The organism is Streptomyces sp. NPDC058664 (genome assembly GCF_042716635.1).
GTDB lineage: Bacteria > Actinomycetota > Actinomycetes > Streptomycetales > Streptomycetaceae > Streptomyces.
In genome coordinates, this window is sequence record NZ_JBHXRW010000024.1 from 38,556 (window position 1) to 60,334 (window position 21,779).

The window sequence follows — 21,779 nt, forward strand, 5'->3', positions numbered from 1 at the left end:
GTGAGCAGTAACGACACAAGCAACGGCGACATCACCGTCGTCCATCTGGTGCGGCACGGCGAGGTCCACAACCCCGACGGGGTGCTGTACGGGCGGCGCTCCGGCTACCACCTGTCCGATCTCGGCCGCGAGATGGCGGACCGGGTCGCCGAGCACCTGGCCGGCCGGGACATCACGTACGTCGTCGCCTCCCCGCTGGAGCGGGCGCAGGAGACGGCGGAGCCGGTCGCCAAGTCGCACGGTCTCGACGTGGCGAGCGACCCCCGCCTGATCGAGGCGGCGAACGTCTTCGAGGGCAAGACCTTCGGCGTCGGCGACGGGGCGCTGCGCAAGCCGGGGAACTGGAAGCACCTGACCAACCCGTTCCAGCCGTCCTGGGGCGAGCCGTACGTCGAGCAGGTCGTCCGCATGATGGGCGCGCTCGACGCGGCGAAGGACGCGGCCCGGGGGCACGAGGCGGTCTGCGTCAGCCATCAGCTGCCGATCTGGATCGTCCGCAGCTTCGTGGAGAAGCGGCGGCTCTGGCACGACCCGCGGCGGCGGCAGTGCACGCTGGCCTCGCTGACCTCGTTCACGTACCAGGGCGACCGGATCGTCTCGGTCGGGTACAGCGAGCCGGCGCTCGACCTCGTCCCCGTGCACCTGCGGGCGGGCGCGAAGCCGGCCAAGGGGAAGTCGAAGGCCTTCGGGGCGTAGAGATGCGGTAGACGCGGTACGGCCCCACTGGACAGCGCGGGAGCGGACGGTCCACAGTTCAGGGCGATCGGGTGGTGTTCATGCCAACCGGTCGCCCTGAAATTTTTGTGCTATTTCCGGGAACCTACGTGTTCCTCCCGGCATCTCACTCATTGTCGGTTTGGATGACGTTCAGGTCATACGTCAGCGCGAATGGGGATGTCATGCGCGGGATCAACGGGATCAGTCGAAGGGGGCTGCTCGGAGCGGGCGTTGGCGCCGCGGCGGCGATGGGCGTCGCCGCGTGCAGCGTCAACGAAAAGGACAAGCCGGGACGTTCCGGACCTGGTAAGGGGGGTGACGTCTCGGCGGACCCGAGCACGGCCACCCCGACCAAGGAGGACGTCCGGCTCATCGGCGACGGTTCCACCGCCGACACCGGGAAGCAGCCGCACCAGCCCGACGCCCCCGTCCCGCTCGAACCCGGCCAGACCCCGCCCCAGTTCGTGATCTTCTCCTGGGACGGCGCCGGCGAGGTCGGCAACGGCCTCTTCCCGCGCTTCCTCGAACTCGCCAAGAACCACGACGCGGCGATGACCTTCTTCCTCTCCGGGGTCTACGTCCTCCCCGAGTCGAAGAAGAACCTCTACCGCCCGCCGAACAACCGCGTCGGCGCCTCCGACATCGGCTACCTCACCGACGACCACATCAAGGACACCCTGAAGTACGTCCGGCAGGCCTGGCTCGAGGGCCACGAGATCGGCACCCACTTCAACGGGCACTTCTGCGGCGGCTCGGGCTCCGTCGGCAACTGGACCCCGGCCCAGTGGCAGAGCGAGATCGACCAGGCCATGAAGTTCGTCACCGAGTGGAAGACGAACAGCGGCTGGACCGACCTCGAACCGCTGCCCTTCGACTACTCCAAGGAGCTCGTCGGCGGCCGCACCCCCTGCCTCCTCGGCCAGGACAACCTGCTCCCCACCGCCAAGCGGCTGGGCTGGCGCTACGACGCCAGCTCGCCCGGCGGCCGGCAGACCTGGCCCGACAAGCGCCAGGGCATCTGGGACCTGCCCCTCCAGGCCGTGCCCTTCCCCGGGCACTCCTTCGAGGTCCTGTCCATGGACTACAACATCCTCGCCAACCAGTCGAAGAACACGACGAAGGGCATGCCCTCGCGCTACCCGGGCTGGCGCAAGCAGGCCGCCGGGGCCCTGCTCGGCGGCTTCACGCGCGCGTACGAGTCGAACCGCGCGCCCTTCTACATCGGCAACCACTTCGAGCAGTGGAACGGCGGCATCTACATGGACGCCGTCGAGGACGCGCTCAAGGGGATGGCCGGGAAGAAGGACGTCCGGCTCGTCTCCTTCCGGCAGTTCGTGGACTGGCTCGACGTCCAGGACCCGGCCATCCTCGGGAAGCTGCGCTCGCTCGACGTCGGACAGAAGCCCGTCGGCGGCTGGAACGCCTTCCTCAGGCCCACCCCGTCCACCCCGCCCGTCTCTTCCACCCCGACGGCTTAGAGGATCTTGACAAGGGGCTTTACGGGCACGTAGGGGGGTGCCCAAGATCCCCCAAACGCCCATGCGAAACTTTTCACATGAGCCTTAGCAGTCGTGCCGGTCGCGCCAGCCGCTCCAGCCGTGCCCCTCGGCGCACCCTGCTCGCCGTCGGAGTGCTGTCCGCCGCCCTCGCGCTCTCCGCCTGCGGCGGCGACAGCAACGGCAAGTCCGGCGGCGGTGGCGACACCAACTTCGTGACCAACACGGGCGGCATCTCCACCGCGGCCAAGGGCGAGCGGGCGGCCACCGGGAAGCTCGCGGGCGAGACCCTCGACGGCAAGCAGCTCGACGTCGCCGACCTCAAGGGCAAGATCGTCGTCCTCAACGCCTGGGGCTCCTGGTGCAGCCCCTGCCGCGCCGAGGCCCCGCACTTCGTGAAGGTCGCCAAGGACCTCAAGGGCAAGGGCGTCGAGTTCGTCGGGCTCAACACCCGCGACCCCAACAAGCAGCCCGCGCTCGCCTTCGAAGAGGACTACGGGGTGCCCTACCCCAGCCTCTACGACCCGCAGGGCAAGCTGATCCTCTTCGGCTTCCCCAAGGGCACCCTCAGCCTCCAGGGCATCCCCTCCACCGTCGTCCTCGACAAGGAGGGCAAGATCGCCGCCCGTTCCCTCATGGCGCTCGACGAGGAGAAGCTCCGGTCGATGATCGAGCCCCTCCTCAAGGAGAAGTGACCCGGTGAACGAGACGGTCACCAGCGGAGCCCTGCTGCTCGCCCTGCCCCTCGCGGTCCTCGGCGGCCTGGTTTCCTTCTTCTCGCCGTGCGTCCTCCCGCTCGTCCCCGGCTACCTCTCGTACGTCACCGGGGTCACCGGCACCGACCTCGCCGAGAGCCGACGCGGCCGGATGACCGCGGGGGCCGTCCTCTTCGTCCTCGGCTTCACCGCCGTGTTCGTGTCCGGCGGGGCGCTCTTCGGCTACTTCGGGTCGACCCTCCAGGAGTACCGCGAGACGCTCACCGCGGTCCTCGGCGTGCTCATGATCCTCATGGGCGTCTTCTTCCTCGGCCTGATGCCCTGGTTCACCCAGCGCGAGTTCCGCTTCCACAAGAAGCCCGTCGCCGGACTGGTCGGCGCCCCGCTCCTCGGCGCGCTCTTCGGCATCGGCTGGACCCCGTGCATCGGCCCGACCCTCGCCTCGGTCAACGCCCTCGCCCTGGAGCAGGCCAGCGCGGGACGCGGCGCGATACTCGCCTTCGCGTACTGCCTCGGCCTGGGCGTGCCGTTCGTGCTCGCCGCCGTCGCCTTCCGCAAGGCCCTCGGCGCGTTCGGCTGGGTGAAGAAGCACTACGTGTGGGTGATGCGGATCGGCGGCGGCATGATGCTCGTCACCGGTGTCCTGCTCCTCACGGGCGCGTGGGACAGCATGGTCGCCACGATGCAGGGCTGGTCCAGCGGTTTCACGGTGGGGATCTGAGTTCCATGAGCACGACCGACACTCCCGGTACGACGGAGACCGGTACGACGGAGACCGGTACGACGGAGACCGGTACGACGGAGACCGGTACGACGGAGACCGGTATGACGGAGACCGAGCGCAAGGCCGACGAAGCGGCCGGCGCCCAGCTGTCGACCGCTCCCACCGAGGACCGGAGCGAGACCGCCATCGGCGGCCCCACGCTCGGGATCGTCGGCTGGGTCCGCTGGTTCTGGCGGCAGCTGACCTCCATGCGGGTCGCCCTGATCCTGCTCTTCCTGCTCTCCCTGGGCGCCGTCCCCGGCTCCCTCATCCCGCAGACCGGCGTGGACGAGCTGAAGGTCGCGGACTTCAAGAAGGCGCACGAGACCCTCACCCCGCTCTACGAGAAGCTCCAGCTCTTCGACGTCTACAGCTCGGCGTGGTTCTCCGCGATCTACATCCTGCTGTTCGTCTCCCTCATCGGCTGCATCGTGCCGCGCACCTGGCAGTTCGTCGGCCAGCTCCGCAGCCGCCCGCCGGGCGCCCCCCGGCGCCTCGACCGCCTCCCCGCGTACACGACCTGGCGTACGGAGGCCGAGCCCGAACAGGTCCGCGAGGCCGCGCTCGGTCTCCTCAAGGGCCGCCGCTTCCGCGCCCACACGGCCGACGACGCCGTGGCCGCCGAGAAGGGCTACCTCCGCGAGGCCGGGAACCTGGCCTTCCACATCGCCCTCATCGTGATGCTCGTCGCCTTCGCCTGGGGCCAGCTCTTCAAGTCCGAGGGCGGCAAGCTGATCGTCGAGGGCGACGGCTTCTCCAACACGCTCACCCAGTACGACGACTTCAAGTCGGGCTCCCAGTTCGGCGTCGACGAGCTGGAGCCGTTCAGCTTCACGCTCGACTCCTTCGACGGCACGTACGAGAAGAGCGGCCCCCAGCGCGGCACCCCGCGCACCTTCGAGGCGGCCGTCACCTACTCCCAGGGCGGTACGGACAAGAAGGCCGTCATCCGGGTCAACGAGCCGCTCGAGGTCGGCGACTCGAAGGTCTATCTGATCGCCCACGGGTACGCGCCCGTCGTCACCGTCAAGGACGGCCGGGGCAAGACCGTCTTCCACGGCGCGGTGCCGCTGCTGCCCATCGACAACAACATCACGTCGACCGGCGCGATCAAGGTCATGGACGGCTACCGCGACAAGAACGGCAAGAAGGAGCAGCTGGGCTTCAACGCCTTCTTCGTGCCGACCTTCGCCGGCGCCGGCCACGGCACCATGTTCTCGCAGTTCCCGGGGCTCGTCTCCCCCTTGATGGCGCTCACCGGCTACCACGGCAGTCTGGGCGTGGACTCCGGTCTGCCGCAGAACGTGTACCAGCTGGACACCTCCAAGATGACCCAGTTCAAGCTCGGCAAGGGCACCGGTCTCGCCCAGCGGGTGCGGCCCGGCGAGACGATGACCCTGCCCGACGGTGCCGGCTCGATCACCTTCGAGAAGGACATCAAGGAGTGGGCGAGCTTCCAGATCTCGCAGCAGCCCGGCAACGGCCTCGCCCTCGCGGGCGCGATCGCCGCCATCGCCGGACTGACCGGTTCGCTCTTCATCCAGCGGCGCCGGATCTGGGTCCGGGCCGTACGGGGTGAGGACGGCGTGACCGTCGTCGAGATGGCCGGGCTCGGCCGGAGCGAGTCCGCCAGGCTGCCGGAGGAGCTGGGCGACCTCGCGGTCGCGCTCACGACCCAGGCGCCGCCCGCGCCCGAAGCCGTACCGGAGCCCGTCGTACCGGAACCCGCGGAAGAACCCGCAGAAGACCCTGCCCCTTCTGGAGAGGCCGACAAGTGATCCTCGCCGCCACGACCAACGAAGGCCTGGCGCAGGTGAGCGACCTGCTCATCTACTCCTCGATGGCCGTCTACACCCTGGCCTTCTTCGCCCACATCGCCGAGTGGGTGCTCGGCAGCCGCAGCAAGGTCGGCCGTACCGCCGCCGCCCTCACCCCGCGCGCCACCGCGGCCACCGCCGCCGTGACGGTCCAGGTCAAGCAGGGCGGAGGCGCCGCCGTCCTGGACAAGCCGAAGGTCGTCACCCGCGCCGCCGCCGGCAGCCGTGACGTGCCGGACGGCCCCGGCGCCGCCGGCGGCACGGTCAAGGGCGACCTGTACGGCCGGATCGCCGTCTCGCTCACCGTCCTCGCCTTCCTGGTCGAGGCCTCGGGCGTGATCTCCCGGGCGTTCGCCGTGCAGCGGGCCCCCTGGGGCAACATGTACGAGTTCTCCACCACCTTCTCGACGGTGGCGGTCGGCGCGTACCTCGGCTTCCTCGTCGCCAAGAAGAACGTCCGCTGGCTCGGCCTGCCGCTGGTCACGACCGTCCTCCTCGACCTGGGCATGGCCACCACCTGGCTGAAGACCCCCAGCGACCAGCTGGTCCCCGCGCTCGACTCGTACTGGCTGTGGATCCACGTCTCCACCGCCATCTTCTGCGGCGCGGTCTTCTACCTCGGCGCGGTCGCCACCCTGCTGTACCTCTTCCGCGACTCGTACGAGAACAAGCTCGCGACCGGCGGTAACCCGGGCGCCTTCGCCCGCTCGGTCATGGAACGGCTGCCCTCCGCGGCCTCGCTCGACAAGTTCTCGTACCGGGTCAACGCGGCCGTCTTCCCGCTCTGGACCTTCACGATCATCGCGGGCGCGATCTGGGCCGGTGACGCGTGGGGCCGCTACTGGGGCTGGGACGCCAAGGAGGTCTGGTCCTTCATCACCTGGGTCGGTTACGCCGCGTACCTGCACGCGCGCGCGACGGCCGGCTGGAAGGGGCGGAAGGCCGCGTACATCGCGCTCATCGCCTTCGGCTGCTTCCTGTTCAACTACTACGGCGTCAACATCTTCGTGAACAGCAAGCACTCGTACGCCGGCGTCTGAGCTGGCAGCGGGCCCGTCCCTGGGTGACGCTTGAGGCATGAGCGAGATACCCCGGGGCAGGAGCGAGACCCACGACGGGGACACGCACCTGCTGCGGTTCGTCGTCGAGCTTCCGCACCCCGTGCCCGAGGTGTGGAAGGCAGTGACCTCGCCCGAGGGCCTGGCCGGCTGGCTGTGCGCGGTGGACCCGCTGGAACCACGGCTCGGCGGCCGGGTCACCCTCCACCGGCTGACCAGCGGTGACATCGAGGACACGGGGCGGGTGACCGCCTGGGACACCGAGCGCGTGGCCGAGTACACGGTCGATCCGACGCACGGCCGGATCCGGTTCCGCCTGGAGTCGGGGCCCGGACCCGGTGGCGACGGGTCGACCGTGCTGCGTTTCACCAACGAGCTCCGGGGGCCGCGGGAGCACCGCCTCGACCGTCTCGCGGCGTGGCACGACCACTTCGAGCTGCTCGCGCGCGCCCTGGACGGCCACCCCGCCGACTGGCGGGAGCGGACGTCCGAGCGGTGGCGGCACCTACGGGATCTGTACGAACGCGAGGACGCCCCCTGGCCGAAGTGGGAGCCCTGAGCCCGAGGGCTCCTAGGAGATCTCCCGCTTCGCCACCGACAGCGGTTCGGCGATGTCCTCCAGGGAGCGCCGTTCCGCGTTCACCGCCAGGAACGCCGCCACCAGGCCGGCGGCGCACATCAGCCCGGCGCCGATCTGGAACGCGAGGACCGTGTCGCCGACGACGCCCGACTCGGTGAGCTCGGCGAAGACCAGCGGGCCGCTGATGCCGCCGGCCGCGGTGCCGAGCGCGTAGAAGAAGGCGATGGCCATCGCCCGGGTCTCCATCGGGAAGATCTCGGAGACGGTCAGGTACGCGCTGGAGGCACCGGTCGACGCGAAGAACAGCACCACGCACCAGCACGCCGTCAGGGTCGTCGCCGTCAGCGAGCCCCGGTCGAAGAGCCATGCCGTCCCGAACAGGAGCAGGCCCGACAGCAGGTACGTGGAGGAGATCATGATCCGGCGTCCGACGGTGTCGAAGAGCCTGCCGAGCAGCAGCGGACCGACGAAGTTGCCCGCCGCGATGACGGCGAAGTAGTAGCCGGTGTTCCCGGTCGGTACGTCGAAGAACGTGGTCAGGATGGCGCCGAAGCCGAAGGTGATGGCGTTGTAGAGGAACGCCTGCCCGATGAAGAGCGACAGGCTGAGGACCGCGCGGCGCGGATAGCGGGCGAAGACGGTCTTCGCGATCAGCCCGAAGCCGATGCTCCTGCGCTGGTGGATGGTGATCTCGCCGGCCGGCGGCGGCAGCGCCTCGCCCTTCTCCCGCTCGATCTCGCGCTCGACCGTCGACACCAGCTCCTCGGCGGACTCCCCCCGGCCGTGGATGAACTGCCAGCGTGGACTCTCCGGCACGTGCCTGCGGACGAGCAGGATGACGAGGCCGAGGACGACGCCCAGGGCGAAGCTGAGCCGCCAGCCGAGGTCCTTCGGGAAGATGTCGGTGTCCAGCATGACGATCGACAGCAGGGCGCCGCCGATGGCGCCCAGCCAGTAGCTGCCGTTGATGATGAGGTCGACCCGGCCCCGGTAGAGGGACGGGATCAGCTCGTCGATCGCCGAGTTGATGGCCGCGTACTCGCCGCCGATGCCGAAGCCGGTGAGGAAGCGGAAGAGGAAGAACCACCAGGACTCGAAGGACAGCGCCGTCATCGCCGTCGCGCCCAGATAGACGGCCAGGGTGATCATGAAGAGTTTCTTGCGCCCGTAGCGGTCGGTGAGCCAGCCGAAGAACAGCGCTCCGGAGCAGGCCCCCGCCACGTACAGGGCGGCGGCGACGCCGGTGACCTGCGCGGAGGTGATGGCGAGGCCGCTGCCCTCCTCCGCGATGCGGCCGGCGACGTTGCCGACGATCGTGACCTCGAGGCCGTCGAGGATCCAGACGGTGCCGAGGCCGATCACGATCATCCAGTGCCACCGTGACCACGGCAGGCGGTCCAGGCGGGCCGGGACCGCCGTGGTGACGACCGAGCCCCTGTCCGCGGGCACCGGGGCCGGTGCCGATACCGAGTCGACTCCCATGAATCGTGCTCCCTTCGTCCCGTCAGGCGGCTGCCCGCGTACCCCCGGGACGGCCGGGCATGCCCGCGCGAGCCGCTGTCCCAGCTTCGGCGGAGCCGCCGGGGGGCGACAACAGCTCCCCGGTTCCGCTCGGCCGTTCGGGGGGCGGGGACGGGACCCGGGTGAGGGAGCCCGGGGGTCAGCCGCGCTTCGGCGGGAGGCAGGAGGTGGTCGGCGGGCGGCCCTCCGGCCAGGCGATCTGGACGAAGCGCTGCGAGCCGTCCTGGGCCAGTTCCACGATCGGGACCGCCTTGTTGTGCGGGTTCCCGTAGTTGTCCAGGCAGATCCAGCCGCTCGCGCCCTGCACCCGCAGCGAGCCCTTGACCTGCGGCCACTGGGTGCCCACGTCGGCGAGCGCCGGGTAGGGCGAGCCCTGCGGGGTGGCCTGGCGGATCGCGTGGACCGCCGTCGCCATCGCGTCGTACGCGACGATCGCCTGCCCGTCCGCGAGCGGCACCGGCGTCTTCGAGGCGCGGGCGACGTCCGTCACGAAGGTCGAGTACGCCACCACCGAGCCGCCCGTCGCCGGGACCGGCCGGCCGGGCGCCGGCTTCCAGGCGTCGGGGTGGGCGAGCGCCGCGTACCGCACGGTCAGCTTCGCCTTCAGCGCGTTCCGGTCGAGCTTCTCGTCCGCGCCCAGGTACGAGCCCTCGTCGCCGGTCAGGACCGTGAAGGCGCGGTCGACGCAGCCGCGGGAGCCGAGCGCGTTGATGAACTGGCGCAGCTGGGTGTGGCGGCCCGCGAAGAAGACGGTCTCGGCGCGGGTGTCGCAGATCAGATGGGTGATCTGCCGGAAGGTGTTGGCGGTGGTGCCCTCGGCGGTCGGGTCGGCGGGGGAGGTGAAGAGCGCCGGTTCGTGCGGGGCGCCCTCGAGGTTGGCGGCGAAGGCGGCCTTGAGGGTGTCGGTGTAGTGGTCGCCGGTCCGGGTGTCCTGGACGAGGAACGCCTTGGCGGCGTCGACCTTGCCGAAGTGGGCGAGGGCCTTCGCCTCGTCGCCGTTGGTGGGGGAGACGCGGGCGAGGCCGGGGTAGCGGTTGCCGGGGCCGGGGCCGTTGGCGATGTCGTCGGCGGTGATGGTGGTGCCGACGACGGCGATCCCGGCTCCGGTGAGGGCGGTCACCGCGTCCCGTATCTCGGTGGAGGAGGTGGCGACGCCGGAGACGGCCCGCAGCCGGTCGGCGGTGTCCGTCATGGCGACGAGCCGGTCGACGGTGGTGCGCCAGTGGGCGTTGCCCTGTCCGGTGTTGGCGAGGACGAGCCGGATCCGGGGCGTCTCCTCGTTGGACTCGTGGTTGGCGCGGAACTGGTAGGCGTACGCGCCCTGGAGCTCGTGCAGCACCTTGGTCCGCATGCCGCTGTCGGTGGAGGTCAGCGGCAGGAGCACGGCGACGGTCACGTACTCGCCGGCCTTGAGGGTGGCGTTCTCCTCGCTGATCGCGGTGGCGATGTCGCGGAGTTCGGCGATGCCGAAGTCGTGGCCGGCGCCGTTGACGCCGACGCATTCGTCGCTGTTCGCGGGTCGCTCGACGCCGGGGGCGCAGGAACGGTCCTCCGGGGTGGTGAGCCGGGCGATGCCGTAGCCGCCGAGGCCGAGGACGACGGCGGCCGCGACGACCGAGGCGACGAGCTTCTGGCGGGGGGTGCGGACGCGGCGGCGCAGCCGGTCGGTCAGACGGTCGGGCTGCCGGTCGGTCAGACGGTCGGGCATGGCGTCAGACTCCGTCCTCGGAGGGGCGTCTTGTCGGTCGGGTCGGATCGCCTGGCTCCTCGCGGCCCGGCGGCAGCGAGAGCTCCCGCCAGGCACGGATGTCGCGCGGCCAGTGGGTGGCCGCGTCCCAGAGCGAACCGCTGCCCGTCAGATGACGGCCGGAGAGCCGGCGCAGCTCGTGCGCGAGGCGGTCGGCCACCTCGTCGTCGGGCAGTGCGAGCGGATCGGTCAGCAGCCATACGGCGTGCAGCAACCGCCGTATCGACAGGTGCAGTTCGGTGGCGTCGGCGTCGAGACCCGGCGGCAGCTCGCCGAGCGGCCCCTGGCCGAGGGCGACCGCCTGGCGCGGGTCGGGACCGGTCCCGTTCCGTTCCCGGGGGCAGGGCGCGGACCCGATGAACCGCAGCCGCCCCAGCCAGCCGAGGACGTCCTGCTCGGGGAACGTCTCCCGCAGATGGCCGACGGCCTCCTCGGTGCGGCCGAGCGCCAGGTCGTGATGGAGCCGGTACGGTCCCGTCTCGGGCCCGTAGTGCCGGTGCAGGGTCTCGTGGACGGCGTGCCAGGCGGCGTACCGCGGATGGTCGCCGTCCTCGAAGCGGAGCCGGTGCAGGAGCAGCGCGCGAAGCAGCGGGTCGGCGACGAAGTGGCCCGGACCCTCCGGCCAGTCCTCGGAGCGCAGCTGGTCGCGGACGCGCAGCGCCACGTCCCCGTCCAGGGACTCGCCCTGGAGCCGGGCGTGGGCGAGCATCCGGGCGGACTCCTCGTCGTGGGCGGCGGCGAGCACCGCGTACGGGCCGGGCCTGCGCACCGGGAGGAGTTCGGCGAGCAGGGTCGGGGCGACGGGCACCGGCGGGGTGTCCTCGCGCAGTTCCACGGTCAGGTCGAGCAGCCCGCCCGGGGTCAGCCCCGCCCGCAGGTGCTCCGGGGCCTCGCCGGCGGCCCGGCCGAGGAGCGCCACGCCGAGCGGGCGGCCGCCGGTCAGCCGGTGGACGGCGCGGGCGAGTTCGGGGGGCGTCCGGCCGGCCGGATCGTAACGGTCGAAGGCGGAGCGGGTCTGGGCGGGGGACAGCGGCGTCAGTTCGACGGCGAGGATGCCGGAGCCGACGCTCGTCCCGCGCGGGCACGGCGCCCGGTGCGCGGTCTCCGGAAGCCGGGTCCTGGTGGCGTGCCGCAGCCCCTCGTGCTCGCGGATCCGGGAGGCGGCGAGGACGACGACCCGGTCGCGGCGGCCCTCGGCGCGGGCGCGCAGAACCGGTTCGACGAGCTGCCGGCCGAGCGGCTCGTGGGCGTTGTCGAGGAGGATCAGGGGGCGGCCGATACGGCTGCCGCGCCGTAACCCGGTGTAGGCGTGGCGGAGGTCCTCGGTCAGGGCGCCGACGAGGAAGTCCTCGGCCTCGCGGCGGCGCCTGCCGCCCTGCTCGAAGTCGATCGCGAGCTGCTGGAGACCGGCCTTGCCGTTCCCGCCCGCGTTGCGATAGCTGCCGTACCAGTTCTCCGAGGCACGCTGGAGACGGCCGAACACCTCTTCGAGGACGGTCTCCACGGTCGCCTCGGCGAGCAGTCCGGCGAGCGGGACGGCGGCCTCGGCGAACCGCGCGGCGAGCTTGGCGAGGACCTTGCCGACCCAGTTGGCGGCGGCGCCCCTGGTCGCGTCGACGGTGGAGAGCAGCGGCCCGAGCCGCAGCAGGTCGCGCCGCGCCCGCTCGTCGTCCTCCCGGGACCAGCTGAGCGAGGCGACGGCCACCAGGCCGAGCGAGAGCCGGGGGAACCGCACGGGCCGCGCGCCGAGCACCTTCGGCGACAGCTGGACGGCGAGCTCGGCGAGCGCCCCGGTGACCGGGGTCCAGCCGGGGCCGTGGTCGGCGGGCGGCTCGACGTGCGCGCAGTCGAGCAGCGCGAGCGGCGTGTACCCCTTGTAGCGGTTGCGGACCTCCTTGAGCAGGGCGGTCTTCCCCGTACCGCGCCCGCCGGTGAACACCGTGACCGGTGGGTCGTCCCCGTGCTCGAACGGCACCCGGGCGGCGCCGTGCCGCGTGAGGCCGCTGAGCCGCGCGACCAGCCCGGCATCGTGCAGGACCGCCTCGCGGCCGTACAGCTCCCTGTCCACGCCCCGCCACCCCCGTCACAGTCAACACAAGGATATCGACGGCGTGTTGGGAAAGCGGTCGGCTTTTCGACACTGCTTTCGAGTCGTTGTACGGGCGTTGCTGATGCGTTGTCAGTCCGTGGCGATGGCGTCGAGCCGGCCCCGCAGATAGCGGTGCGACTCGATGCCGTGGATCGTCGTTCCGGGCGTGCACTCGTAGAAGTACACCAGCGACATCAGCTCCTCCGCCGGTACGTCGGCCGGCGGCGGCAGCACCCGGTGGCGCCCCGAACGCCACCGTCCGCCGGTCCAACCGGCCATCAGATCACCGATGTTGACGGTGAAGGCGTCGGGATCGTACGGGGCGTCCTGCCAGCCGCCCGCGTCGGTGAAGACCTGGAGCCCGCCCTTGCCCGCCTCCCGGTCGAGGAGGGTGACCGTGCCGAAGTCCGTGTGCGGGCCGATCCGGAACTGGCCCGGCTCCGGATCGCCCGTCCGCTCCCGCCCCGGATACCAGTTGACGTTGAAACCGAAGGTGGGATGCCCGGTGTGCCGGGTGAAGAAGTCCCGCTCCTCGCCGAGCGCCGTGCCGAGCAGGTCGAGGACGCGGTCGGCGAGCGCCTTCATCCGCGCGAGGTAGGTCTCCACCAGCGGCCGCAGCTCGGGGACCTCGGAGGGCCAGGTGTTCGGCAGGAACCACTCGGCGTCCACGGCCGGGTCCCCGGTCGGCTCGTCCGCCGCGAAGGAGAGCGACTCCTTCAGGTCGGGCGGGGTCGCGGTCCCCTCCGCGTACCCGTTGGCCTCGGCACCGGGCCCGAGCCAGCCCCGGCCGCCGACCCGCACGGCGTACGGCTCCTTGGCGGCGGGCGGGAGGTGGAAGAACCGTCGGGCGGCGGCGCGGATGTCCTTCCGGAGGTCGGGATCGACACCGTGCCCGGTGACGAGCAGGAACCCGGCCTCGCGGAGGGCGCGGTCGACGGCGGGGAGCTGCGGGGCGGGGTCGCGGCGCAGGTCGACGGTCGGAAGGCTCGCCTCACTCATCGCCGATGTCCTCGTTCCAGAGGGCGGGGTTCCGCTCGATGAACTCCCGCATGAGGGCGACGCATTCGGGGTCGTCGAGCACGAGGACCTCGACCCCGTGTTCCGCCAGCCAGTCGTGCCCGCCGTGGAAGGTCTCCGCCTCGCCGACGACGACCCGCGAGATCCCGAACTGCCGGACGAGCCCGGAGCAGTACCAGCACGGCGAGAGGGTGGTGACCATGGTCGTCCCCCGGTACGAGCGCTGCCGCCCGGCCGCCCGGAAGGCGGCGGTCTCCCCGTGCGCCGACGGGTCCCCGTCCTGCACGCGCCGGTTGCGCCCGCGCCCGAGCAGCGAGCCGTCGGCCCCGTAGAGCGCGGCCCCGATGGGGATCCCGCCCTCGGCGAGCCCGGCGCGGGCTTCGGCCAGGGCGGTGGCGAGCCAGCGGCGGGCTTGTTCGTGGTCCATGCGGGGAGCCTTCCCCGCCGGACCCGCACCGTCACACCTACTGCTGGCCCTCGCCCATGGGCAGTGGATCGACGACGAACGTGCCCTTGCCGTGAACGGTCAGGATCAGGCCTCGCTCCCGCAGGACCCGGGCCGCGCGGCGGACCGTCAGATAGGCGACGCCGTACTCCTCGGCAAGGTCACGCTCGGCAGGCAGGCGAGCGCCCGGGGACAGCTCGCCGGCCGTGATCCGGGCGGCGATGTGGTCGGCCACCGCGACGTACACCAGCTGGGGGCCCTGGGGATCGAAGTCGGGGATCTTGCTGCGGTCGGTCACACGACCAACGTAACCGCGCGGGGGACGGCTGCTGGGTGATGCCGGAGATCGCGGACGCGGTGACCGTGTCCCTGCTGGCCCACGCCCTGACGGCCGGGCTCGTCGATCGACAAGGTCGGTGAGGATCGACAAGAGCCTCGGTCGATCTTCGTCGTATCGGCCCTGGGTTGAGACGTCGTTCTTCATGGCTGCGAGGGTTGGGTGGCTTCCGGAAAGCCCAACTCGTCCAGCAATGCGCTGAACAGGTCTTCTGCAAAGGGCTCCTGCGAGCGCAGCAGCTCCTCGATCCGGGGCTGCTGCGCCGCCGTCCGGATGCCGGCTGCCGATGCCCATATGAGAGCGCCTTCGGCGTCGGCCGGCACCTCGGCGTCGAGCTCTGCGCGTTTACGACCCATGGCTTCGTCGGACTCAGGGGTGGTTACCCACAGGCTCATGTCGTCCAAGTCCTCGGGCACCTCGACGAGAAGGGCCGCGGCGTTGTCCAGGTTGAGCCATGCTTGCCAGCGCTGTCCGTTGGTGTCCAGGCCGGTCACAAGGGCGAGGCTGCTGTCGGAGACGTCGGCGACGCAGGCCGGTGCGCCAGTCCATCTGACCAGGGCGGACAGGTGACCGTCCTCCCAGATTCCTTGTGTCAGCTGCAGGGTCTGCCAGCCGCCCGGCCGCGGCCACCACTCATGCACGCCGCCCTTCAGTCCTTGCTCGACGCTGCCGAACAGGGGCGCTTCCAGCAGCGGATGCTCGCTACGGGCAAAGACCAGATGACCCGAAAACCCCATGGAACCTCCTCGATGAACAGGGGCGCACAGTACGGGCTGCCACCGACACCGCAGGGGCGCTACTCCACGGGCGACCTGTATCTCATCCTGTAGCGATGTGCCGCCTTCGTCATCAGCGTGACCTCGATCGGAAGCCGATCGTCTGAATAGACCACCCGGAAGGCGAACAGAACCGGCATGTCCTTCGGAAGCTCCAGAGCGACGACTTCTTCCTCCGTCGGGATCTCGGACGAGAGCTCGTCCACGAACTCGCGCGGGGGAAAACCCATCGAGTCGAGCAGTGCCGGCGTGCCGCCCCGAATCCGCTTCTTCTCCAGCATCGCCGTGCCCTCGACCAGGCTCAGCGGGTAGTACGACCTCGTGAGCTCTGTGGGCTCCTCGTCCAGGAACAGGATCTGCTTGCGGAGCACGGTTCGCCCGCCCTCCTCCAACTGCAGGGCCTCGGCCACTTCCTGCGGCGGGGTGACGACCTCGACGTCGAGGAGCCGTGACCTGCCGACCTGCTGCCGCTTCGCCGCCTCGGACACCCACGGGTAGGGCTCGCCCGGCCCGGCCGACTTCATGTAGGTGATCGGCTCGATGGACTGCTGTGCGTGCTGCCGCACGTATACGCCCCTGCCGGGGAGCCCTTCGAGCAGTCCCTCGGCCTTCAGCATCTGGAGGGCCTTCTGGACGGTGGTGTTGGCAACGCCGCCGTGCTGTTCCATCAGTTCGGCCGTCGACCCCAGCTTGCTGCCCGGAAGGAGGTCGCCGCGGGTGATCTGGCGTCGGAGCTCCGCCGCGATCTTCTGGTGCGGTGATCTCGGATCCTTGAACTCCTTCGCCATCACACGCCCTGCTTCCCGAGCCGGTACGTGAGGTGCCTGTCGGCCGGCATGGTCATCAGGGAGGCCTCCATCGGCGTTCCGTCGGCGGTGCGCGTCAGACGGAGCAGCCGCAGGACGGCGCTCCCCTCGGGCAGGCCCAGGTGCTCGCACTCATCTGCGGTGGCGAGGGCGGCACTCACGTCCTCCACGACCTCGGCGCCGGTGTACCCCAAGTCCTTGAGCAGACTGATGGCGCCACCGGGCACCTTGCGCCGTTCCGCGAGTGGTGTGCCGCCGGCGATGGCGAGGGGGTAGTAGGAGTCGGCCAGCTCCACGGGCTGGTCATCGAGCAGGATCAGCCGGCGCCTGACGATCACGTGCTCACCGGGAGGCAACTGCAGGGCAGCGCAGACAGTGTCGGGAGCGACCACTTCGCCTGCCTGGAGAAGTAGTTGGCCGCCACGGCGTCCGCGGCGAGCGGCCTCATCGGTCCACGCGTCGTGCTGGCCAGGGGCGCGTGGGGCCAGGTACGGCGCAGTCTCGCTGATCCACGCATCGCCCGACATGCTCGTACCTCCGACTCAGTGTTGTCAGCGACCCTACTTCCTTCAGCCGAACCAGTGGATTCACCTTAAGCGCTTGCCGCTTATAGCGGCTTGCGCTTAAGGTCGCTGTCATGGAAACGACGGACACCGACGGGCGGTGGCAGGACGCACCTGTGCCGCCATCGGGTTTGAGCCCGGCTCTCCGCGCTCGCGCCGAAGCCGGATGGCAGAAGTTTCTCGATCGATGGTCCGACGTCCGCGAGGAGTCCGAGCGGTGAACCCGGTGGACATCGAGGGCCGGGAGGAGCACCCTCTCCTTCACCGCCAGGTCCGCGACATCGCGGGCCGGGGTGAAGGGAAGCTGACAGCCGCCGTCCACGAGAGGCATGGCGGCCGGCTCGTCCGCATCGCCTACATCCAGTCCGCGAGCGGCATCAGCTGGTCGACTGCGGCCGATAACATCGGGCCCGCCCGATGAGTCGGCGCCTCGCTGTCGTGGCCGACGTGATCACCGTCATTGCGCTCGTCGCCAGCTTGGCCATCGCCGTGACCCCGGAGGAGAGCCGGCGATGCGTACGGGCGGCGGGGGACATCATCCGTGCCGCGCACAGGGCGGTGGGCTTCTCATCCCGCGCCACGAATGCGGATACGGCCTTCAGATGACCTATCTAGGGGGCGGGCCTCACCCTCCGACGGGGGTGACATAGGAGCCCTTGCCGGGCACGGTAATGATCAGTCCGCGCTCGCGGAGCTCACGCATGGCCCGGCGGGCAGTCAGTACGGCGATGCCGTACTCCCGGCGAGAGGGGCCGGTGTGGGGATCATCCGGTCGGGGCGTACTCCCCGGTTTCGATCTTCGCTGCGATCACTTCGGCCAGCTGCATGTACAGCGGGCGGGCCGACTGCGGGTCAAGGCTCATATGACCACGCTAGGTAGTCATACAACAGTGTGGGGCACGAAACGTAAGACCCCGGCGACCGCTGGAACGGCCCCGGGGCATGGCCACCAACTACCAACGGAGTTGATGACGTGCAAAACCCTATCGCGCGCGTACTGGGCAGGGCCCTGATTCCGGTACTGCTCGGGCTGCTCATGCTGACCCTGCCGCCCACCGGCCGGCACCGGCCCCGCCCGGTCACCCACCCCCGCCCGGCGTCCCGGCCCCGGGCGCCGCGCCATCGCGCCCCCGTCCGGCGGTCTCCCTACGCCCGGGAGCAGACGGCACCGCTCGACGGCTCCCGGTCGCCTCTGGAACGTCCCTACCTGGCGCCGGACACGTCCCGGACAGTGCAGCGCAGGCGGCGGCGGACGCTGTGGCTGGCCACCGTCGGGGTGGACGTCGACCAGCGGAACATCCACGCCGGGGCTGCCCGATGAGCCGCTGCGGCGCACGGCGGTCCGTGCTCGCCGTCGCGGAGGTGGTGCGGCCGGTGTGGGGCGGCTCGGTCTGCGTGCTCGCCGTCGGGCACGACGGCTCGCACCGCGACCGCGCGGGCGACGGCTGGCGGGTGACGCCGGAGATCGCCGACGCGGTGACCGTGTCCCTGCTGGCCGACGCCCTGGCGGCCGGGCCCGTCGAGCCGGAGTACAGGTCACCGCGCTGCGTCATGGGCCTCCACGACCAGTGCCGGGATCACGTACCCCGCGACAGCGGCGTACAAGGAGTCCGTTATCTCGTGTGCGGGTGCGCCTGCCATCCGGCGGCTCCTACCCTCCTCTGACGCCCCGGACGAGCAGAGTCCCTGTTCGCTTCCCTTCCGGAGGAGCGAGCACCTCGGCCGTCACGTCCGTGAACCCGGCCCGCTGGAGGATCTCCGTCCAGCGGCCGGGCTCGTAGTCCCAGCGCTTCACGTACAGGGGTTCCGCCTCCTTCTCCGGCGGCCGCACCTGGGACGCCTGCGGCCCGTAGCAACCCGCCAAGGCCGGTGGGTTGTGGGAGAACGCGTAGACGCCGCCAGATGCGAGGCGCGCACGGACCAGGGGCAGCAGCTCGGTGGGATCGGTGAACCAGGCGGCTCCGAAGACCGAGCAGACGGCCGTGAACTCGTGCGTGGCTGCCGCGAGGAACTCCTCGGCCGTCTGTCGCCTCACGTCGAGGTGCGGCCGGCGTTCACGCGCTTTGGCCACCTGGACGGGCGAGATGTCCACGCCGACCGCTTCGGCCCCCAGTGCGGTCAGGTGGGCGAGGTTTCCGCCGTTTCCGCAGCCCAGGTCGAGGACCCGCGCACCGGAGACGTCACCGAGGACCCTCTCGTCGGGCCCGTGGTCGGGCCACTGAGTCCAGTTGAACCACGTCGCCGCCCCGGCCGCGTTCGTCTCCTTGCGTCCCGGCCTGGCCGCGCTCCACACGTCCCACGCGTCGGCGTCCTGTTCGCGCACCCTCGTCCTTTCACATGCGGCGGGCCCGTCCATCGACGCCCCTGGCCTACCGGGGTCCTTACACGCCGGTCCCGGCCCCCTCCTCGTACGGGAACCGCGCCAGCGGTGTCTCGCTCTCGAAGAAGGTCTTCGCGCGGCGCATCGCGCGTTCGTCGGCGCGGACGCGGCCCGGGCGGGAGCCCGTGCCCGTCAGGACGCCGCCGAAGCGCATGCGGAGGTAGGCCGCCGTGTGGTTCAGGGTGGTCGTCAGGGCGTCCCCGACGACGTGCTCGGAGTCCGACATGGCCGTCACGCCCCACAGCGTCCGGCCCTCCATCCGCCGCTTGAAGTCCAGCTCCGGTACGTCCAGCCAGCCCGACCAGTAGTCGAGGTAGCGCTTGGCCTGCGCGGAGAGGCTGTACCAGTACAGGGGCGACGCGATGACGATGTCCGTCGCCTCCAGCGTGGCCCGGCGCAGCAGTTCCTCGTTCTCGCCCGCCTGCCAGCCGGTCGTCCCGTGCCGGTCGTCCTGGAAGTCCGGCAGGGGGAGCCTGTTCAGGTCCAGCCAGCGCTGGGGGACGTGGGACGGGAGTTGCGCGGCGGCGGCGCGGGCGAGGATCTCCGTGTTGCCGTCCGGGCGCGAGCTGCCGAGGACGAAGAGGAACGAACGGTCCGGGCCGTTCGTGGCGCCTGTCGTGTCGTGGGTCATGTCCGCTCCGGTCTCAGGGGTGTTCCGGTGCCAACTCCGCCTTCACCGGGGGTATTCCGTCCCCCATCGGCTCCGCCGATCGGCCCCATCGGGAGGACGCCCCACTGGCTCGTGGACCCGCTCCGGGCCCGTCCGTAGCGTCGTTCCCATGAGAAACGAGACCAGGGGAACCGTCGAACTCACCCTCGCCATGGTGCTCTCCGGCACCCTCGGCGTCTTCGTCGTCGAGTCCGGGGCGTCGCCGTTCGAGGTGGTGTTCTTCCGGTGCCTCTTCGGGGCCGCCGCCCTCGGCGCGTACAGCCTCGCCCGGGGGTTCTTCACCGGGCACGGGTTCACCGGCGGGAAGCTGGGGCTCGCCGCGCTCGGTGGGGTCTTCATCGTCTTCAACTGGGTCTTCCTCTTCGAGGCCTATGAAGCCACCTCGATCTCCCTCGCCACCGTCGTCTACCACACCCAGCCCTTCTTCCTCGTGCTCCTCGGGGCGGTGTTCATGAGGGAGCGGATATCCGCGGGGAAGCTCGGGTGGCTCGGCCTCGCCTTCGTCGGGCTCGTGCTCGTCTCCGGCGTACGGCCCGGGGACACCGCCTCCCTCAAGGGGCTCGGGTTCGCGCTCGCCGCCGCCGTGCTCTACGCCCTCGCGACCTTCGTCACCAAGCGGATCACCGGCGTACGACCCCATCTCGTCGCCCTCGTGCAGGTGCTCGTCGGGCTTCCGCTGCTGCTGCCCTTCGCCGACTTCGGCGCCGTCGGCGGGCTCGGGAGCGGGTGGCTGTGGCTCGTCGGGCTCGGGCTCATTCACACCGGGCTCATGTACGTGCTCATGTACGCGGCCTACGCCAAGCTGCCCACCGCCAAGATCGCCGTCCTCGCCTTCACCTACCCCGCCGTCGCCATGGGCGTCGACTGGGCGGTGTACGGGCACCACATCGGGCTCGTCCAGGCGCTCGGCGTCCCGCTGATCGTCCTCGCCAGCCTCAAGGTCACCCTCGCTGCTCGGACACCAGCCGCCGCGCCTGCTCCACGAACAGCCGGACATGCGCCGGAAGCCGCTTCCCCCGCCGCCACGCGAGCTGTGTGAAGAGCGTGAACGGGGCCTCCCAGTCCAGTTCCACGAGTGCCCCGGTCGCCAGCTCCCCGGAGACGGCGACCCTCGGCAGCAGCGCCACCCCCAGGCCCGCCGCCACCCCGCGCTTCGTCGCCTCGATCGTGCCGAACTCCATGAACGGCGGCGCCCACTCCCGCAGCTCCGCCTCGAACAGGTCGCGGTACGGGCAGCCGGGTTCCGTGCCCACCAGCTGCGCCCCGGCCAGGTCCGCGGCCGTCAGGGCCGTACGCCCCACCAGGGGATGGCCAGGACCCGCCACCAGGACCAGCGGTTCCGGCGCGAGGACCTCCGACTCCAGGCCCTCGTGCTCCGTGTCGGGCTCCATCAGGAAACCGACGTCGTACGTGCCCTGCCGCAGCGCCTGCCGGGTCTCGTCCCCGAGCGTGGGCCGCAGGGTGAGCCGCACGGCCGGGTAGCGGTGGTGGAAGTACTCCAGGAGCGGCGGCAGCCGGTAGGAGGTGAGGGACTCCATCGTGCCCACCGCGATCGTTCCCGAGGGTTCCTCGGTGACCTCCACCGCCGTACGGGCCTCCTCCGCCAGCTCCGCCATGCGGCGGGCGTACGGGAGGAGGCGTTCACCCGCCTCCGTGAGCCGGATGCGGCTGCCGAGCCGCTCGAAGAGCTCCACGCCGAGCGAGGACTCCAGGGAGCGGATCTGGCCGGTGACGCTGGACTGCGCGTAGCCGAGGTCGGCGGCGGCCCGGGTGAAGGAGAGGACGTCGGCGACCTTCTCGAAGGTGGCCAGGAGCCGCAGCTCCATCAGCCCTCGGTGTCCTCGCCGCGCTCGCGCTTCTTCAGTTCCTCCTCGCGACGGAGGTCCGCCTCCAGGTCGTCGAGGACGGACTCGTCGGACTCGTCGTGCTTCTCGCTCTTCTTCTCGTCCTTGAGCGACTTCAGGAACTCGGGGTTGTCGTCGGGGGCGACCCAGCCGCCCGCGCCCGCACCGCCCCGGGTCCTCGGCCGGCGGTCCTTGCCCGCGGCGATCCAGCCGACCGCGCCGACCACCGAGAACAGCAGGATCACGATGGCCCACACCGGCTTCGGAAGGTGCTTGACCTCTTCCTCCGGGGTGTTCAGGCAGTCGATGAAGGCGTAGATCATCAGCGCCAGCGGCAGGATGAACAGCAGCGCCCTGAGCATGTGGGACAGCCCCCTGGAAGCGGTGGCGGGGCTCGTTTCGAAGGCCCCGGTGACAGGTCAAGCCTAGCCGGTGAC

At 70.8% G+C, this 21,779-nt stretch carries 24 protein-coding genes; 11 read left to right on the top strand and 13 right to left on the bottom strand.

What is annotated here, in order from left to right:
* The 7 genes from ACFWUY_RS20635 (at position 1) to ACFWUY_RS20665 (ending at position 7,126) form a co-directional block, all read left to right on the top strand.
* On the top strand, positions 1 to 696 hold the full coding sequence (locus ACFWUY_RS20635) for a histidine phosphatase family protein (RefSeq protein WP_384110427.1): 696 nt from the start codon (positions 1 to 3) through the stop codon (positions 694 to 696).
* A gap of 212 nt (positions 697 to 908) precedes the next feature.
* Positions 909 to 2,195, top strand: a complete 1,287-nt coding sequence (locus ACFWUY_RS20640; protein WP_384110692.1) for a hypothetical protein — start codon at positions 909 to 911, stop codon at positions 2,193 to 2,195.
* 77 nt (positions 2,196 to 2,272) lie between these two features.
* Positions 2,273 to 2,908 (top strand): TlpA family protein disulfide reductase, encoded by a 636-nt coding sequence (locus ACFWUY_RS20645; RefSeq protein ID WP_384110430.1) that lies wholly within the window; start codon positions 2,273 to 2,275, stop codon positions 2,906 to 2,908.
* 4 nt (positions 2,909 to 2,912) lie between these two features.
* Positions 2,913 to 3,650, top strand: a complete 738-nt coding sequence (locus tag ACFWUY_RS20650; protein WP_384110435.1) for a cytochrome c biogenesis CcdA family protein — start codon at positions 2,913 to 2,915, stop codon at positions 3,648 to 3,650.
* A 104-nt stretch (positions 3,651 to 3,754) separates the two neighbouring features.
* Positions 3,755 to 5,470 (top strand): cytochrome c biogenesis protein ResB, encoded by a 1,716-nt coding sequence (locus tag ACFWUY_RS20655; RefSeq protein WP_384110694.1) that lies wholly within the window; start codon positions 3,755 to 3,757, stop codon positions 5,468 to 5,470.
* Positions 5,467 to 6,549 (top strand): c-type cytochrome biogenesis protein CcsB, encoded by a 1,083-nt coding sequence (gene ccsB / locus ACFWUY_RS20660; protein ID WP_384110438.1) that lies wholly within the window; start codon positions 5,467 to 5,469, stop codon positions 6,547 to 6,549. The genes ACFWUY_RS20655 and ccsB overlap by 4 nt, the downstream gene beginning before the upstream one ends.
* Positions 6,550 to 6,586: 37 nt before the next feature.
* A complete protein-coding gene (locus tag ACFWUY_RS20665; protein ID WP_384110443.1) occupies positions 6,587 to 7,126 on the top strand; it encodes an SRPBCC domain-containing protein in 540 nt (179 codons plus the stop codon).
* A gap of 12 nt (positions 7,127 to 7,138) precedes the next feature.
* Here the strand turns inward: ACFWUY_RS20665 and ACFWUY_RS20670 are convergent, their stop codons facing one another.
* The 9 genes from ACFWUY_RS20670 to ACFWUY_RS20710 form a co-directional block, all read right to left on the bottom strand.
* Positions 7,139 to 8,629 (bottom strand): MFS transporter, encoded by a 1,491-nt coding sequence (locus tag ACFWUY_RS20670; protein WP_384110446.1) that lies wholly within the window; start codon positions 8,627 to 8,629, stop codon positions 7,139 to 7,141.
* Between the two features lie 178 nt (positions 8,630 to 8,807).
* The gene (locus ACFWUY_RS20675) at positions 8,808 to 10,376 is read right to left on the bottom strand and encodes an ABC transporter substrate-binding protein (RefSeq protein ID WP_384110449.1); all 1,569 of its coding nucleotides are present in this window, start codon (positions 10,374 to 10,376) and stop codon (positions 8,808 to 8,810) included.
* A 4-nt stretch (positions 10,377 to 10,380) separates the two neighbouring features.
* Positions 10,381 to 12,483 (bottom strand): hypothetical protein, encoded by a 2,103-nt coding sequence (locus tag ACFWUY_RS20680; protein ID WP_384110452.1) that lies wholly within the window; start codon positions 12,481 to 12,483, stop codon positions 10,381 to 10,383.
* 111 nt (positions 12,484 to 12,594) lie between these two features.
* A complete protein-coding gene (locus ACFWUY_RS20685; protein ID WP_384110455.1) occupies positions 12,595 to 13,503 on the bottom strand; it encodes an isopenicillin N synthase family dioxygenase in 909 nt (302 codons plus the stop codon).
* Positions 13,496 to 13,948, bottom strand: coding sequence for a nucleoside deaminase (locus ACFWUY_RS20690; RefSeq protein WP_384110458.1), 453 nt, complete (start codon positions 13,946 to 13,948; stop codon positions 13,496 to 13,498). Before ACFWUY_RS20690 ends, ACFWUY_RS20685 begins: the two co-directional genes overlap by 8 nt.
* Positions 13,949 to 13,985: 37 nt before the next feature.
* A complete protein-coding gene (locus tag ACFWUY_RS20695) occupies positions 13,986 to 14,264 on the bottom strand; it encodes a GntR family transcriptional regulator (protein ID WP_384110461.1) in 279 nt (92 codons plus the stop codon).
* A 182-nt stretch (positions 14,265 to 14,446) separates the two neighbouring features.
* A complete protein-coding gene (locus ACFWUY_RS20700; protein WP_384110464.1) occupies positions 14,447 to 15,040 on the bottom strand; it encodes a hypothetical protein in 594 nt (197 codons plus the stop codon).
* Between the two features lie 59 nt (positions 15,041 to 15,099).
* Complete coding sequence (locus ACFWUY_RS20705; RefSeq protein WP_384110468.1) at positions 15,100 to 15,867, bottom strand: GntR family transcriptional regulator; 768 nt, start codon at positions 15,865 to 15,867, stop codon at positions 15,100 to 15,102.
* On the bottom strand, positions 15,867 to 16,412 hold the full coding sequence (locus ACFWUY_RS20710) for a GntR family transcriptional regulator (RefSeq protein ID WP_384110471.1): 546 nt from the start codon (positions 16,410 to 16,412) through the stop codon (positions 15,867 to 15,869). The genes ACFWUY_RS20705 and ACFWUY_RS20710 overlap by 1 nt, the downstream gene beginning before the upstream one ends.
* 253 nt (positions 16,413 to 16,665) lie before the next feature.
* On the opposite strand from ACFWUY_RS20710, the gene ACFWUY_RS20715 reads away from it, so the two are divergent.
* The 3 genes from ACFWUY_RS20715 (at position 16,666) to ACFWUY_RS20725 (ending at position 18,113) form a co-directional block, all read left to right on the top strand.
* Positions 16,666 to 16,869 carry a hypothetical protein gene (locus ACFWUY_RS20715; protein ID WP_384110474.1) on the top strand — a complete coding sequence of 68 codons (204 nt, stop codon included), beginning with the start codon at positions 16,666 to 16,668 and terminating at the stop codon, positions 16,867 to 16,869.
* Between the two features lie 552 nt (positions 16,870 to 17,421).
* A complete protein-coding gene (locus ACFWUY_RS20720) occupies positions 17,422 to 17,769 on the top strand; it encodes a hypothetical protein (RefSeq protein ID WP_384110477.1) in 348 nt (115 codons plus the stop codon).
* Entirely contained in the window at positions 17,766 to 18,113 is a 348-nt protein-coding gene (locus ACFWUY_RS20725; protein ID WP_384110480.1) for a hypothetical protein, read from the top strand. The genes ACFWUY_RS20720 and ACFWUY_RS20725 overlap by 4 nt, the downstream gene beginning before the upstream one ends.
* Here the strand turns inward: ACFWUY_RS20725 and ACFWUY_RS20730 are convergent.
* Entirely contained in the window at positions 18,100 to 18,771 is a 672-nt protein-coding gene (locus tag ACFWUY_RS20730; RefSeq protein ID WP_384110483.1) for a class I SAM-dependent methyltransferase, read from the bottom strand. The two genes, ACFWUY_RS20725 and ACFWUY_RS20730, sit on opposite strands and share 14 nt — an antisense overlap.
* Before the next feature lie 58 nt (positions 18,772 to 18,829).
* A complete protein-coding gene (locus ACFWUY_RS20735; protein ID WP_384110488.1) occupies positions 18,830 to 19,459 on the bottom strand; it encodes a flavodoxin family protein in 630 nt (209 codons plus the stop codon).
* A 148-nt stretch (positions 19,460 to 19,607) separates the two neighbouring features.
* Here ACFWUY_RS20735 and ACFWUY_RS20740 point away from each other — a divergent pair, with 148 nt between their 5' ends.
* The gene (locus tag ACFWUY_RS20740) at positions 19,608 to 20,537 is read left to right on the top strand and encodes a DMT family transporter (protein ID WP_384110494.1); all 930 of its coding nucleotides are present in this window, start codon (positions 19,608 to 19,610) and stop codon (positions 20,535 to 20,537) included.
* On the opposite strand, the gene ACFWUY_RS20745 is transcribed toward ACFWUY_RS20740, so the two are convergent.
* Positions 20,440 to 21,324 carry a LysR family transcriptional regulator gene (locus ACFWUY_RS20745; protein WP_384110499.1) on the bottom strand — a complete coding sequence of 295 codons (885 nt, stop codon included), beginning with the start codon at positions 21,322 to 21,324 and terminating at the stop codon, positions 20,440 to 20,442. The two genes, ACFWUY_RS20740 and ACFWUY_RS20745, sit on opposite strands and share 98 nt — an antisense overlap.
* Positions 21,324 to 21,704, bottom strand: coding sequence for a PLD nuclease N-terminal domain-containing protein (locus ACFWUY_RS20750; protein ID WP_384110502.1), 381 nt, complete (start codon positions 21,702 to 21,704; stop codon positions 21,324 to 21,326). The genes ACFWUY_RS20745 and ACFWUY_RS20750 overlap by 1 nt, the downstream gene beginning before the upstream one ends.
* Positions 21,705 to 21,779 lie beyond the last annotated feature (75 nt).

What these genes read in the sequence shown, in the direction of transcription:
- ACFWUY_RS20645 (WP_384110430.1), top strand. Translation starts at nt 2,273, where the DNA reads ATGAGCCTTAGCAGTCGTGCCGGTCGCGCCAGCCGCTCCAGCCGTGCC.
- ACFWUY_RS20655 (WP_384110694.1), top strand. Translation starts at nt 3,755, where the DNA reads ATGACGGAGACCGAGCGCAAGGCCGACGAAGCGGCCGGCGCCCAGCTG.
- ACFWUY_RS20665 (WP_384110443.1), top strand. Translation starts at nt 6,587, where the DNA reads ATGAGCGAGATACCCCGGGGCAGGAGCGAGACCCACGACGGGGACACG.
- ACFWUY_RS20670 (WP_384110446.1), bottom strand. Translation starts at nt 8,629, where the DNA reads ATGGGAGTCGACTCGGTATCGGCACCGGCCCCGGTGCCCGCGGACAGG.
- ACFWUY_RS20675 (WP_384110449.1), bottom strand. Translation starts at nt 10,376, where the DNA reads ATGCCCGACCGTCTGACCGACCGGCAGCCCGACCGTCTGACCGACCGG.
- ACFWUY_RS20685 (WP_384110455.1), bottom strand. Translation starts at nt 13,503, where the DNA reads ATGAGTGAGGCGAGCCTTCCGACCGTCGACCTGCGCCGCGACCCCGCC.
- ACFWUY_RS20690 (WP_384110458.1), bottom strand. Translation starts at nt 13,948, where the DNA reads ATGGACCACGAACAAGCCCGCCGCTGGCTCGCCACCGCCCTGGCCGAA.
- ACFWUY_RS20700 (WP_384110464.1), bottom strand. Translation starts at nt 15,040, where the DNA reads ATGGGGTTTTCGGGTCATCTGGTCTTTGCCCGTAGCGAGCATCCGCTG.
- ACFWUY_RS20705 (WP_384110468.1), bottom strand. Translation starts at nt 15,867, where the DNA reads ATGGCGAAGGAGTTCAAGGATCCGAGATCACCGCACCAGAAGATCGCG.
- ACFWUY_RS20710 (WP_384110471.1), bottom strand. Translation starts at nt 16,412, where the DNA reads ATGTCGGGCGATGCGTGGATCAGCGAGACTGCGCCGTACCTGGCCCCA.
- ACFWUY_RS20725 (WP_384110480.1), top strand. Translation starts at nt 17,766, where the DNA reads ATGAGCCGCTGCGGCGCACGGCGGTCCGTGCTCGCCGTCGCGGAGGTG.
- ACFWUY_RS20735 (WP_384110488.1), bottom strand. Translation starts at nt 19,459, where the DNA reads ATGACCCACGACACGACAGGCGCCACGAACGGCCCGGACCGTTCGTTC.
- ACFWUY_RS20740 (WP_384110494.1), top strand. Translation starts at nt 19,608, where the DNA reads ATGAGAAACGAGACCAGGGGAACCGTCGAACTCACCCTCGCCATGGTG.
- ACFWUY_RS20745 (WP_384110499.1), bottom strand. Translation starts at nt 21,324, where the DNA reads ATGGAGCTGCGGCTCCTGGCCACCTTCGAGAAGGTCGCCGACGTCCTC.
- ACFWUY_RS20750 (WP_384110502.1), bottom strand. Translation starts at nt 21,704, where the DNA reads ATGCTCAGGGCGCTGCTGTTCATCCTGCCGCTGGCGCTGATGATCTAC.